This is a genomic window from Methylobacterium sp. WL69 (assembly GCF_008039485.1).
GTDB lineage: Bacteria > Pseudomonadota > Alphaproteobacteria > Rhizobiales > Beijerinckiaceae > Methylobacterium.
This window is the reverse complement of sequence record NZ_VRUZ01000010.1, coordinates 65,928-79,258: the sequence shown is the minus strand read 5'-3', so window position 1 is coordinate 79,258 and position 13,331 is coordinate 65,928. Positions and strand designations below refer to the sequence as shown.

Sequence of the window (13,331 nt, the reverse complement as noted above, 5' to 3'; positions counted from 1 at the left end):
GAAGCGGTTCCGCTCACGACCGAAATCGACGTACTGGGCATCGGCCTCGACGCCGACGACGAAGCCGGAGCCCGGGGTGAACTGGTAGTTGTAGCCGATCTGACCACCGCCGACGAAGCCGTCGTTGCTCTTGCCGTTGCTGAAGGCGATCGCCTGGCTGGTGCCCGGCAGAACGAGCGTGCTGGCGCCGTTGACGCCGATGACGGTCGGCGCGCTGTTGCTGGAGGCGTCGAAGCCGTAACCGGCGTTGAAACCGGCGTAGAAGCCCGTCCAGGTGAACACGGGAACCGGCACGAACACCGGCGGAGCGGCGCGACGCGGAAGGTCGGCGGCGAAAGCAGAACCGGCGATCACGATGCCGGCCAGCGCAGTTGCGCTCCGAAGAATGAATTTCATAGTCTGGTCCTCTACCATTGCGCCCCGCCGCTCCTTTTGGAGGCATCCGGTGCAGTTCCCCGTCTTTAGGCTAGTCGCCCCAAAGAAGCTGTGGCTTTACGAACACGCCGCTGGCCGGGAAGGCGGCCCCTTTGTGGCAGTCCGTGCCTCACTCCTTGAGCAACTCGAACCGGCAACGCGCCCCCACGGCCAAGGTTCAATCGAAAGTGCATTTTGTTCCGATTTTTTACTGGGCGGAATGTCGCGGGATGCGGATGCGCCTTCGACCGACGCCATCACGCCAGCGCGATGGCTGAGATCAGACGACCGTAATCGGCCTCGTGCCGATGGGTCGCGCGGCGGTAGCTGTAGAACCGATCCGGGTCGGCATAGGTGCAGGCTCCCAGGTTATGGGCGCGGGTGACGCCGGCTCGGGCGAGGCGGGCGGCGATGAAACCCGGCAGGTCGAACTGGGCATGGCCGGGCCGTGCACCCGCCTCGAGAAACCCTTCGCAGCCGGGCGCTTCCGAGAGGAACCGGGCGATGAAGTCGGGACCGACCTCGTAGGCCCCCTGCGAGATCGTCGGCCCGAGCACCGCCACGATGGCCGAGCGCCGTGCGCCGAGCCCCTCCATGGCCTCGACGGTCGTGTCGATCACGCCCGTCAGGGCGCCCTTCCAGCCGGCGTGGGCGGCGCCGATGACGCCGTGTTCCGCATCGGCGAACAGGATCGGGCCGCAATCGGCCGTGGCGATGCCGAGGGCGAGGCCCCGCACCCGCGTCACCATGGCGTCGGCCTGGGGGCGTGCGTCGGGGGGAAAGGGCGCCTCGACCACCACGGCTTTCGCGGAATGGACCTGATACAGGCTGACGAGACTCTCCACGCCGAGTTCGGCGCACATCCGGTCACGGTTCTCCGCGACCCGCGCCGGCATGTCGGCCGAACCGAGTCCGCCGTTGAGGGACGCGTAGAGACCCTCGGACACTCCGCCCTCCCGTGTGAAGAAGGCGTGGCGCAGGCCGGGCAGGGCCGAAAGTTCGGGTGCTTCGAGAAACATGATCGGGGAATCCGGCGACGGGACTGCATCGATAAGGCATCGGCCCGACGACCGTCACCCCGTCCGTCGGGTAACGGTCTCGCTGTGGAGTTTCATACTTCCTTAAGCATATTTTGGTCGGATACTCGCGAAAGCCGAGGACCTGTCCGATGTCGGAACCCGCCCGCCAGTACCCGCCCAACGATCAGCCCGGCCGCCCTCAGCCGGGTCCGCTGCGGGACTGGCTCGCTGCGATGAAGGCGGCGACGGCCGCGCATGCGGCACAGGATTCCGCAGCCCGCTCGGACACATCCTACGATCTGCCGGAGTCCCGGGCGGAGATGCCGCCCGCCGAGACCCATGGCGAAACGCCGGCTTGGACGCCGCGTGTGGTCGCACCCTTGGGCGCTCCGACGCCGTCGCCCATGATCGACGCCGAAGGAGATCTGTCGGATCTCATGGCCGAAAATCTGATGCTGAAGGCCAAGCTGCGGGTCGAGACCGACCGCTACGACAGCCTCCAGGCCATCCTGGCGGACGAACTGCGCGGCCTGCGCGGCCACCTCGAATCGGAGATGCGGGTCCTCGACGACGTCTGTGCCGAGCGCGACCAGCTCAAGGCTTTGACCGGCACCGTCGCCCGCGAAATCCGCGACCTGCGCGCCAAGATGGAGGCCGAATCCGAGCAGCTCGCCCAGATGCGGTCCGAGCGTGATCTCTGGATGGCCCGGGCCGAGACCCTGGCACAACCGCTGTTCCAACGCCGCTGAAGCGGCTCCCTGAAAGGCCGAAGGCCCGCCCCTCGAGGGGCGGGCCTTCCATTGCCGAACCGCTGGGGTCCGGCCGTTCCCTTGATCTTCCCGCCGAGCGCTTAAACGGTAGCGCCGGAGGCGACGGTCCAGGTCAGGGTGGCCGGGGAGAGCGGCTGATGACAATGAGACACTGGATCACCTCCTTTCGTTCGTTGCGACTGTCACGAACGTAGGTGGCGCCTCGGCGTTTGGGAAGGCCCTCGGTTGCGCCCTTCCGCCGCTCCCCCGCCTGGGGCCCGCCTGACCTGGCCCCCGCCTGCCCTGGCCAAGGACGGGACGCCGGGTCTAAGACAGCGGCACCCGCCCGCAGGGGCGTGACCGGAACCGCCCATGTCCGCCAGTCCGTCCGTGCGGGGGCCGTCCCCCGACGAGGCCGCCCTCGATCCCGACGCCATGCGCCAGCCACTCGGCGATGCGTGGTACTGCGTCGGCCGCTCCGGGTCCCTCAAGGCCGGCGTCCTGCGGGCCGTCGAACTCAATGGCGAGCAGATGGTCCTCGGGCGCGAAGCGTCGGGCGCGCCGTTCGCGCTCCGCGACCGCTGCCCCCATCGCGGCATGGCCCTGTCGAAGGGGCGCTTCGACGGCACCGCCCTGACCTGTCCGTTCCATGGCTGGCGCTTCGGCACCGACGGACGCTGCCGCGACGTGCCGACCCTGTCGGCGTCCGACGCCGCCGATTTCTCGAAGATCCAGGTGCAGCGCTTTCCGATCCGCGAGAGCGCGGGCTTTGCCTGGGTCAACCCCTCTCTCGGCCCGCCGACGGGCTCGGACGTGCCGGCCCTGCCCGAACTCGGCTTCGAGGCCGCCGGCTCCGTCGTCATCGAGCTCGTGGTCGAAGCCTCGTTCGACCTCACGACGCTCAGCCTCGTCGATCCCGGCCACGTCGCCTTCGTCCACGATTCGTGGTGGTTCCGCCCCTCGAAGGAACTGCGCGAGAAGGTGAAGACCTTCACGCCGACGCCGCACGGCTTCACCATGACGAGCCACGCCACCACCACGAGTTCGCCGGTCTACCGGTTGCTCGGCGGTGCGCCGGCGGTGGAGATCGAATTCCGCCTGCCCGGCGTGCGCCTGGAACGGATCGTGGCGGGGGCCAAGCGCGTGGCGAACTACACCTTCGCGACCCCGCTCAGCCATGACCGTACCCTGCTGACCAACGCGCTCTACTGGAACATGCCGGTGCTGAACCCGCTGAAGCCCGTGGCCCGGGTGCTCATGCGCCAGTTCCTGACCCAGGATCAGCAGGTGCTGCAGCACGCGCAAGCGGGCCTCGACCGCAAGCCCACCATGGTGCTGTTCGGCCAGGGCGACCTGCCGTCGCAATGGTACTTTCGCCTCAAGCGCGAGGCGCTCGCCGCCGCGCGGGACGGACGGCCGTTCCGCAATCCCCTCGCTCCCCAGGAACTGCGCTGGCGCTCGTGAGCCGCGGCGTCGAAGCGTGGCCGCTTGATTGCGCGCCGGCCGCGGCCATCTCCGGTGCATGAAACGCAACAGCCTGATCACGGCCCTCAGCGCCGCCACGGTGATGACCCTCGGCGGCGTCGGCTATGCCGCGCACAAGCGTGGGCGCAACCCGTACTACCGGGGGCCGAAGAGCAATCATTTCGACGGCCTGCGCTTTCACGGACCTGACCAGCCCGCCGACAAGACGCTCGCGGACATCGGCCGCTGGCGCAAGCGCCGCGGTGTCGACGCACCCGTGCGCGCGCTCTGGCCGAAGCATGATCCGAGCCCGTTCCAGGACCGGCCGCCGGAGCGGTCTTCCGGCTTGCGCGTCACCCTCATCGGCCACGCGAGCTACCTGTTCCAGGTCGCCGGGCGCAACATCCTGGTCGATCCGGTTTACGCCCGCCGCGCGAGCCCGCTGCGTTTCGCCGGCCCCAAGCGCGTGAACCCGCCGGGCATCGCCTACGCCGATCTCCCCCCCATCGACGTGGTGCTCATCACCCACAACCACTACGACCACCTCGACGGCCCCACCGTCGCGCGCCTGTGGCAGGAGCACCAGCCGCTGATCCTGGCGCCGCTCGGCAACGACGCGATCCTGCGCGCCTACGACGACACCATGCATGTGGAGACCCGCGACTGGGGCGAATCCGTCGACCTCGGCGGCGGCGTCACGGTGCATCTCACGCCGGCCAACCACTGGTCGGCCCGGGGCGTGAACGACAAGCGCATGGCCCTGTGGTGCTCGTTCGTGCTGACCACCCCCGTGGGCGTCCACTACCACTCCGGAGACACCGCCTTTCGCGGCGGCGGGATCTTTCGCGACGCCAGGACACGGTTCGGGCCGCCACGCCTCGCCACCCTGCCCATTGGCGCCTACGAGCCGCGCTGGTTCATGAGGGATCAGCACATGGACCCCGCCGAGGCCGTGGCGGCCGGGCTGCTCCTCGGCGCCGATCAGATGCTCGGGCACCATTGGGGCACGTTCCAGCTGACCGACGAGGGCATCGAGCAGCCGGTGGAGGCCCTGGCCGCGGCCTGCGCCGATAACAGCATTCCACCCGAGCGGTTCACGGCGTTGCGGCCCGGGCAGGTGTGGGAGGGATGAAACGATCCTTGGGGATCGTCGCGGATGTTCCCGGCCAAACGACGTGTCCATCCACCGCGTATGGTTTGCAGGCCGGATGCGCCGTCGCGCAACTCGTCATGGCGGCCGCCACGGCATCCATGTCGCCGGACGCGTATCGCCACACACCGTTCGGGGCGATCACGAAGGCCTTGGGACGCGGCATTCGACGGTATGCGTCGTAGGCGTCGCGACCCTTGGCATCGAGATAGGGGATCGCAGTCGCATCCTCGAAAGCCGCGAACCGGGTCGCCGGAGGAGGCGGCTTTGGATAGGTCCAGACGACATCGTCGTTGACTGCGTACAATCGGCACGCCAGCTTTTTCTGCTTGCAAAGCGCGTAACCGCGCCCCAGCGGATCGTATCCGCTGTCCGTCGCCAAAGTTCCGTTGGTTCTTACGATGAAGAAGGCCCGCGGCTGCGGTGCCTTGAGAAACTTGCGATACCCCTCCCGTTGCTCGGCATTCAGGAAAGGCACCGCATCGACATCTTCGATGGCCGCGTAGTGGGAAGGGGGCGGTGGTAATTGGGGAATATACTCAGGATAGACGGTCTCAGTCGGAAATCCGGTTCGCGAGAGAAAAGCATCCAATTTGGCGGCGAAGAGATCCAAGCTGGAGGAAGCACCAAGGAAACCATGCGCATCCTTCTGAAACGTTCCGAGCAGAGGGATTTCGGCCAATCCACCCCCGATGATATAGGCTCGATGCATGGCCTCCCATAGCGGTCTGGGAAAAAGACTGTCGTTCTCTCCGTAAAGCCAAAGGGACGGCACCCGGCTAGTCTTGCCGAAGATGCGCGCTCCGCGACTGAGGGCTGCATCACCGTCCTCGCACATGGAGGCACGAACGCCCCCGTAGAAATTGACCACAGCCTTGACCCGCGAATCCCGCATGCCACCGACAGCCAAGGCGTTCCATCCCCCGTAGCTGGCGCCCGCCACGATAATACGGCGAGTGTCGATTCTGGGGACCTTCGGCAATTGATCGACGACCGCCAGAATATCCTTGGCATTGTCACGCGCCGTGGCGTCGAGACGACAACCGTAGTGGCTGCTCTGCTGACCGCCCGATCCTCCGTAGCCTCGAAGCATCGGTGAAGCGACGGCATACCCTCGCGATAGGAAGTAGTAAATTCCGGCGTGTTGATCGTGATTGTATAACGATTGTATTTCCGGAATTCCGTCTGAGCCATGATTGAAAATTACCAGAGAAAAAGGACCAACTCCATCAGGCATGACCACATTCACCTGTAGGGTGACGGGCCGGGCAGGGTCGCCACGGAGCTTGAGAACCTGCCGATCAAGTGGTGCACTCGGACCATTAGAATCCACTTCGACTTTGGCGGCTGCTGTCCGCCCGAGCGCACACCCGAGCAATATTAGAAAGACTGGGAATTTCCACAACACGACGAGACCCCCATTGGCCGACAAAGGTCGGACGTCCGGGACATTCATAGTGCCAAGGGGGCGGATCTCGCAACCCCGCAGTATAATTACCGTAATATTTCGGATCAGATAATACCGATCATAGCCTGAGACTATACGGCTTTATCAGATTAACCTCGCCCCATTCCGCTGCCTCTCGAAGCATTGTCCATGATCCGCTGACTAGGGAAACGCTCTATTTTTGTTGGTGCCGACATTTCCGCGTCGAACCGGCCACCATGAGGACAGAGAAGGATTAGAGGATGAATCGGCTCAGGTCCGCGTTGGCCGCCAGACTCTCCACCCGCGCGCGGACATAGGCCGCGTCGATGGGCACGGTCTCGCCGGACCGGTCGGTGGCCGTGAACGAGATCTCGTCGATGACCCGTTCAAGCACCGTCTGGAGCCGGCGGGCACCGATGTTCTCGACGGAGTTGTTCACGTCGACGGCGACCTTCGCCAGGGCATCGACGGCGTCATCGCTGAATTCCAGGGTCACGCCCTCTGTGAGCATGAGCGCCACGGTCTGCTTCAGCAGGCTCGCTTCCGTAGTGGTGAGGATCTGCTTGAAATCCTCGACGGTCAGCGGCTGCAGCTCGACCCGGATCGGGAGGCGACCCTGCAGCTCGGGCAGGAGGTCGGACGGCTTCGAGACGTGGAAAGCACCGCTGGCGATGAACAGGATGTGGTCGGTCTTCACCGGCCCGTGCTTCGTCGCCACCGTCGTCCCCTCGATGAGGGGCAGCAGGTCGCGCTGCACGCCCTCGCGGGAGACGTCGGCGGAGGAGCGGCCTTCCTTCGCGCAGATCTTGTCGATCTCGTCGAGGAAGACGATGCCGTTGTCCTCGACCTCGCGGATGGCTTCCTGGGTCAAGGATTCGGTGTCGACCAGCTTGTCGGATTCCTCCGCCAGCAGGGGGGCATAAGCCTCCTTCACCGTCATCCGGCGCGGCTTGCCCTTCTGATTGCCGAGCGCCTTGCCGAGCATGTCGCCGAGATTGACGGCGCCCATGGAGGCGCCGGGCATGCCGGGGATCTCGAACATGGGCAGGCCGCCGGGCGCAGCCCCGCTCAGTTCGATCTCGACCTCCTTGTCGTCGAGTTCGCTCGCCCGCAGCTTCTTGCGGAAGCTGTCGCGGGTGGCCTGACCGGAGGTCGGACCGACCAGGGCGTCGAGGATGCGGCTTTCCGCCGCCGCCTCGGCCTTGGCTTGAACGGACCGGCGCTTCTCTTCGCGCTTGAGGCCGATGCCGACCTCCACGAGGTCGCGCACGATCTGCTCGACGTCGCGGCCGACATAGCCGACCTCCGTGAACTTCGTCGCCTCGATCTTCAGGAACGGCGCGCCCGCGAGTCGGGCGAGGCGGCGGGCGATCTCGGTCTTGCCGCATCCCGTCGGGCCGATCATCAGGATGTTCTTCGGCGCGACCTCCTCGCGAAGGGGGCCGGTCAGTTGCTGCCGCCGCCAGCGGTTGCGCAGCGCAATGGCGACGGCGCGCTTGGCATCGTGCTGGCCGACGATGAAGCGGTCGAGTTCCGAGACGATCTCGCGGGGAGAGAAGGTGGTCATCACGCTCCGATCGGGTGTGGCAGCCGGGCTGCCCAGGGGCGGGGGAGGGTGCGCAACACGCGGCCGCGCAGGGGATGCCAGCCGGCGCTGAGGGCGAGGATGAACGTGCCCAGCGCCAGGAGGCTCGCCGGCACCGTGGCACCGGTGAAGCCCGCGTCGCGGATCAGGGCACCGAAGGCGATGCCGGCATAGACCAGGCCGGACACGAGGAGCGCCCGCCGGTCGATGGCGAGGGCGACGAAGGCCAGCACCAGAACGATGGCCAGCACCGCCAGCATCGCCCCGCGCTCGCCGTCGCCGCTGCCCGCCAGGGTGCTGAGGATCGGGTGCACCATCAGGGGTGCGGCGAGGAGATGGAGCCAGAAGGCGATGTCCGTCCGCCGGGTCAGCCGCTTCGGGTCTGCGAGGTCGAATCGCATGGCCAACGCGAAGACCGCGAGGCCGGCGAGGAACAGGAGCCCGGCGAGGAACCGCTCGGCGAAGCCGGGGGCCACGGCCAGGATCAGCGCGAGGGCGAGGCCGGCGGTGGACGCCGCCCCCGCCGCGACGGTAATGGGCACGGCGAAGCGCCGGTAATGCGCGGCGACGAGGAAGACGGTGCCGAGGGCCGCGCCAGCCATCGGAAGCGCGGCACCGGGCGAAACGTCGAGGGTGTCGAACACGGTCGCGCCGCCGTGACGCGTGGGGCCGAGCAGGATCGCCGCCAGGGCGGAGAAGCCCGCATGGGCGAAGGCCAGCAGCAGGACGATGCTCGGCAGCGCCATGCGCCGCGCCCGCGTGAAGAACTCGGCGAGGCCCCAGGCGAGGACGGCCACGACCGCGTGGCCAGCCGCGATGCCGAGGTGGTCGAGGCCGAAATACGTGGCGGCCCCGAGGAACAGCACGAGACCGATGGTGACGAAGATGTCGGCGAATCCGGTGATGAAGCGCAGGCGCTCGTCGTCGCGCGGCTCGTCCGGGGCGGCGCCGTCCTCCCGCGCCAAGCGGTCGAGGGCCAGGGCCTGATCGTCCGTGATGATGCCACGCGCCACGGCACTCCGCAGGAGCGCCGCGTGGCCGGCGGATGGACCGTCGCCCGTGGGGGCGACGGTTGGGGCGAGCGGGGTGTGTTGCACGCTGCCGACTTAAGCGCGCGCGCCCCGCCTTACCAGGGTGGCGGCGGGTTCAAGCCGCCCGGATGGTGCCGACGAAGCCGGTGACCTCGTCGTCCAGCGTGGTGGTCCGGCGCGAGAGTTCGGCCGCCGCGTCGAGGACCCGCGCGGCACCGATGCCGACCTCGGCCGCCGATTCGCGCACCTGCGCCATGGTCTGGGTCACGTCCTGGGTGCCGAGGGCGGCGTCGGAAATGCTGCGGGCGATGGCCTGGGTGGCGATCCGCTGCTCCTGAACGGCGGCGGCGACCCCTTCGGCAATACTGTGCACCCCGCCGATGGTGGTGCCGATCTCGGTGATGCCCTCCACGGTCTCCCGGGTCGCCGCCTGGATCGTGGCGATCTGGCTGGTGATCTCCTGCGTCGCCTGGGCGGTCTGGGACGCGAGTTCCTTCACTTCCGCCGCCACCACGGCGAATCCGCGTCCGGCCTCGCCGGCCCGGGCCGCCTCGATGGTCGCGTTGAGCGCCAGGAGGTTGGTCTGGCCGGCGATGTTGGAGATGAGGGCGACGACGTCGCCGATGCGGGCGGCGCTGGTGGCGAGGATCTCGACCCGCGCATGGGTGCGCCGGGCGCTCTCGACGGCGCCGGCGGCGGCCGAGGAGGTCTGGGCGACTTGCTGGCCGATGGCGTCGGCGGTGGCGGCGAGTTCCTCGGTGGCGGCTGCAACGGCCTGGACGTTGAGGGCCGTGGTGTTGGCCGCCGCCATCACGGCGTTCGACTGGGCATCGGCGCGCTCGGCGCTGCGCGCCATGGTGCGAGCGGTGTCCTCCATGGCGGAGGCCGCCCCCGACAGAGTCCCGACGAGGCCGCCGACGCTGCCCTGGAACCGGTCGGCGAGGTCGACCCGCTCGGTCCGGCGCCGGGTGCTGGCATCGGAGGCCGCCCGATCCTGATCGGTCCGCAGGGCCTCGGCTTCCCGCATGGCGGCCGCGAAGACCTGCATGCTGCGCTGGATGTCGCCGATCTCGTCACGGCGCGCCGCCATGGCGGGAAGATGATGGTTGCCCTCGGACAGATGCCGGATGGCCGTCGCGACGCCCACGAGGGGACGGGCGATCTGGCTGTTGCCGATGACGGCACCGATGAGCAGGCAGGCGAGAGGGCCTCCGATCGCGAGGGCGACGAGAAGCACGATCCGCTGATCATAGAGATCGTCGGTGGCGCGCTCGATGGCGGTGAGGCGGGACAGGCCGTCGGCCACCAGGGCATCGATACTATCCTGGTAGGCCTGTCGGTTGGCTCGGTTCACTTCGGTGAAGCCCTGTTCGGCGGCGGCCTTCGGCGAGACCTCGGTGCCGAGACGCGCGGTCTCGAGCCGGAGGGGCGTAAAGACCGCCGCACCCTCGGCGACCTTCGCGAACAAGGCTTCCTCGGCCGGCGTGATCCGGGCCGGCCAGGCCGCCAAAACCGCATTCATGTCCGCCAGGTTCTGGCGCAGACGTGCCGCGTACTTCACGGCATCGGCGGTGTCCTTGGCGGCGTAGATGCCGCGGGACTCGAGGGCGATGGTGGTGACGTGGCGGTTGAGCCGCGCGGCATCGAGGGCGCGCTGGGTCGCGAGGCGCCCCTGCTCGATGGCCACGTCGAACGCTCGCAAGGTGAAGACCCCAACCCCCGCCACGAGAAGCGTCATCGCGCTGCAGGCGATGACGAAGGCCAGAATTTTCGCCCTGATCCGCATGATGATCGATTCCCCCCAGGCACCTTTTCGCCTTGTCTTAGGGGCAATCCTGCAAAGGATCGTTAATCAACGGCCGATGATCATCCAACCTCTGCAGTGTCCAAGGCTTCGATGACGAGGCTGCCGTTGGTGTAGACACAGATTTCGGCCGCGATTGCCATGGCCCGCCGGACGATGGCTTCCGCGTCGTGGGGACCATCTTCCAGGGCGCGGGCGGCGGCCAGGGCGTAGTTACCGCCCGAACCAATCGCCATCACGCCGTGTTCCGGCTCCAGCACATCGCCGGCCCCCGACAGCAGCAGGCTGACCTCCCGGTCGGCCACCAGCATCATCGCCTCCAGACGGCGCAGGTAGCGGTCGGTCCGCCAATCCTTGGTCAGCTCGACGCAGGCGCGGGTGAGCTGGCCCGGATACTGTTCGAGCTTGGCTTCCAACCGCTCGAACAGGGTGAAGGCGTCCGCCGTAGCCCCGGCGAAGCCGCCGATCACCGCGCCCTTCGCAAGGCGCCGCACCTTGCGGGCGTTGCCCTTGACGATGGTCTGGCCGAGGCTGACCTGCCCGTCGCCGCCGATGACGACGCGCCCGCCCTTGCGTACCATCAGGATCGTCGTCGCGTGCATCTGCGGCGGTCCGCCGGTCTCGTGTCCCGAACTCGTCCCGTATGCCAAGGCTGTCTCCCGTCCTGTCGGTCGTGTCCGGCGGGAGATAGGTCCTCGGGCGGTCCGGCGCCAACCGGCGGGGATCAGGCGGGCGTCTCGTCCTTCGGCAGCATCCGCACGAAGGCCGCCACGCAGGCGGGGTCGAAATGCGAGCCGGCATTCGCCCGGATATGGTTGAGGGCCTCGGCCTCGCTCCAGGCCTTCTTGTAGGGCCGGTCAGAGGTGAGCGCGTCGAACACGTCGGCCACGGCGACGATGCGGCCGGACAGGGGGATCGCCTCGCCGGCGAGTCCCGCCGGGTAGCCGCTGCCGTCCCAGCGCTCGTGGTGCGTCGCGGCGATCTCGGCGGCGCGCTGCATGAGAAGCGAAGACGAGCCCTCGAGGATGCGCCGGCCACGCTCGGCGTGGCGCTCCATCTCGCGACGCTCGTCCTGCGTCAGGGGGCCGGGCTTCAGCAGGATCGTATCCGGCACGCTGATCTTGCCGACATCGTGCATGGTCGAGGCGAGGCTGAGCTGTTCGACCTCCGCGTCGGACAGATCGAGGCCCCGGGCGATGAGGGCGACGAGGCCCGCCACCCGCGCCACATGGTTGCCGGTCTCGTTGTCGCGATGCTCGGCGGCCTTCATCAGCATCAGGACGATCTCGCGTTCCCGGGCGGCGATGAGGGCAGTGGCCGCCCTGACCTCGCGGTCGAGCCAAGCCGCGCGCTCGCGCTGGTCGATGCGGGCGCGGTTGAGGGCGAGCAGGTTCGACACCCGTGCCCGGATCTCGATGGGGTCGAACGGCTTGGCGAGGAAATCCGTGGCGCCGGCCTCCAGGGCCTCCCGGCGCAGGCTGCGCTGGTCGAGGCTCGTCACCATCACCACGGGGACGTGCGCGAAACCCGGCACGGCGCGGGCGGCGCGGATGAACGCGACGCCGTTCATGCCCGGCATGTCGTAATCCGAGATCGCCACCCCGATGGCGTCGGAATTCGCCTCGACGAAGGCGAGGGCGTCGGCCGGGCGCGTGAAGTCGCGCACGGTGCAGTCCGGGATGGTGCGGATGGCCTCGGCCATCAGCATGTTGTTCAGCGGGGCGTCATCGAGAACGAGCACGAACATCGAGCGGCCTTGCGATCCCTGATCCACGTCCTGTGCCCGCCGGCGGGTGGCGCGCCGGGTAAGGTGTCCCTGCCAGGTGTCCCTGCCAGGCGTCCCTGAGCGTCCCTCGCGAGACTCCCGCCATACCGCAGTGCCGGAACAGAAATCCGGCCGTGTCCGGGAGTGGCACGGGACATGCGGCGTTCCTGGACTATTCGCGGCGCCGTGACATCCCGTCCCGCGCCACAGGGTGAAGGAATTCGTTCGCCGGCCTCGCGCCCGACCGCGATGTCCGCAAACCTGTCACGTTTCGAAGACCCGCCACATTTCGGAGACCTACTCTGTCCGATCGATCGTTCAGGCCGGACAGGGCAGTCCGTTGGGCAGGATGATCTCGGGGCTCTGGCTCGCGTAGCGCCGACCGTAGCGCACGGGCCACAGGGTCCTGCGCTCCAGCACCACGCCCTGCACGGCATCCCGGAACACGACGGGCCCCGAAACGGGCCGGTAGGTGGCGGTGATCTCGACGAGGAGGAGCCGGCTCCCGGCGGGCTGCACGGCTTCGGCCTCGACCACCGGCGCCGGAGTGCCGGGGACCCGGAGCGGCGCCCCGGGGGTCGCTGCGCTCGAACAGATCTGTAACGGCCCGAACTGCGGGACGACACCGACGCCCACCGCGCTGACGCTCATGCGCACTTCGGCGCCGTCGTAAGGCGCCATGACGATGGCGGCGGCCTTGAAGATGTCCTCGATCTCCGCCGAAGTCGGCTGGGTGCGCTGAGAGAGGCTTTCGCCGATGGTGCGGGACAGGATGTCGAGCTTGCGGGCATGGCGCAGGACGTTGGTCAGTTCGACGGTGCCGCAATAGAACAGGAGCAGGACCGGGACCAGGAGTGCGAACTCGACGAGGGCCACCCCGTCCCGCTCCCGGGCGAAGCGCCGGACCTCCCTCCGCAGCAC

At 68.1% G+C, this 13,331-nt stretch carries 11 protein-coding genes and 1 pseudogene; 3 read left to right on the top strand and 9 right to left on the bottom strand.

The features are described 5' to 3' along the window. Together FV218_RS05330 and pgeF are read right to left on the bottom strand one after the other, a co-directional pair. Positions 1-396 (bottom strand): annotated as a pseudogene (locus tag FV218_RS05330) (porin family protein); the annotation flags it as partial. A 275-nt stretch (positions 397-671) separates the two neighbouring features. Continuing rightward, positions 672-1,433, bottom strand: coding sequence for a peptidoglycan editing factor PgeF (pgeF, locus tag FV218_RS05325; RefSeq protein ID WP_147708955.1), 762 nt, complete (start codon positions 1,431-1,433; stop codon positions 672-674). Between the two features lie 149 nt (positions 1,434-1,582). Here pgeF and FV218_RS05320 point away from each other — a divergent pair, with 149 nt between their 5' ends. The 3 genes from FV218_RS05320 to FV218_RS05310 all read left to right on the top strand — a co-directional run bounded on the left by FV218_RS05320 (position 1,583) and on the right by FV218_RS05310 (position 4,778). Further along, entirely contained in the window at positions 1,583-2,182 is a 600-nt protein-coding gene (locus tag FV218_RS05320; protein ID WP_082476614.1) for a hypothetical protein, read from the top strand. A 372-nt stretch (positions 2,183-2,554) separates the two neighbouring features. Next, positions 2,555-3,646, top strand: coding sequence for an aromatic ring-hydroxylating dioxygenase subunit alpha (locus tag FV218_RS05315; protein ID WP_147708954.1), 1,092 nt, complete (start codon positions 2,555-2,557; stop codon positions 3,644-3,646). A gap of 58 nt (positions 3,647-3,704) precedes the next feature. Beyond that, positions 3,705-4,778 carry an MBL fold metallo-hydrolase gene (locus FV218_RS05310; protein WP_147708953.1) on the top strand — a complete coding sequence of 358 codons (1,074 nt, stop codon included), beginning with the start codon at positions 3,705-3,707 and terminating at the stop codon, positions 4,776-4,778. On the opposite strand, the gene FV218_RS05305 is transcribed toward FV218_RS05310, so the two are convergent. The 7 genes from FV218_RS05305 to FV218_RS05275 all read right to left on the bottom strand — a co-directional run bounded on the left by FV218_RS05305 (position 4,741) and on the right by FV218_RS05275 (position 13,331). Then, positions 4,741-6,252, bottom strand: coding sequence for a prolyl oligopeptidase family serine peptidase (locus FV218_RS05305; RefSeq protein WP_147708952.1), 1,512 nt, complete (start codon positions 6,250-6,252; stop codon positions 4,741-4,743). The two genes, FV218_RS05310 and FV218_RS05305, sit on opposite strands and share 38 nt — an antisense overlap. 226 nt (positions 6,253-6,478) lie before the next feature. Next, positions 6,479-7,792, bottom strand: a complete 1,314-nt coding sequence (gene hslU, locus FV218_RS05300) for an ATP-dependent protease ATPase subunit HslU (RefSeq protein ID WP_147708951.1) — start codon at positions 7,790-7,792, stop codon at positions 6,479-6,481. Further along, the gene (locus tag FV218_RS05295; RefSeq protein ID WP_246684994.1) at positions 7,792-8,907 is read right to left on the bottom strand and encodes a hypothetical protein; all 1,116 of its coding nucleotides are present in this window, start codon (positions 8,905-8,907) and stop codon (positions 7,792-7,794) included. Before FV218_RS05295 ends, hslU begins: the two co-directional genes overlap by 1 nt. A gap of 49 nt (positions 8,908-8,956) precedes the next feature. Then, positions 8,957-10,627 (bottom strand): methyl-accepting chemotaxis protein, encoded by a 1,671-nt coding sequence (locus tag FV218_RS05290; protein ID WP_147708950.1) that lies wholly within the window; start codon positions 10,625-10,627, stop codon positions 8,957-8,959. An 80-nt stretch (positions 10,628-10,707) separates the two neighbouring features. Further along, entirely contained in the window at positions 10,708-11,247 is a 540-nt protein-coding gene (gene hslV, locus FV218_RS05285; protein WP_056095050.1) for an ATP-dependent protease subunit HslV, read from the bottom strand. A 122-nt stretch (positions 11,248-11,369) separates the two neighbouring features. Next, a complete protein-coding gene (locus FV218_RS05280; protein ID WP_056095047.1) occupies positions 11,370-12,392 on the bottom strand; it encodes an HD domain-containing phosphohydrolase in 1,023 nt (340 codons plus the stop codon). Between the two features lie 336 nt (positions 12,393-12,728). Further along, positions 12,729-13,331, bottom strand: coding sequence for a TadE/TadG family type IV pilus assembly protein (locus FV218_RS05275; RefSeq protein ID WP_187272966.1), 603 nt, complete (start codon positions 13,329-13,331; stop codon positions 12,729-12,731).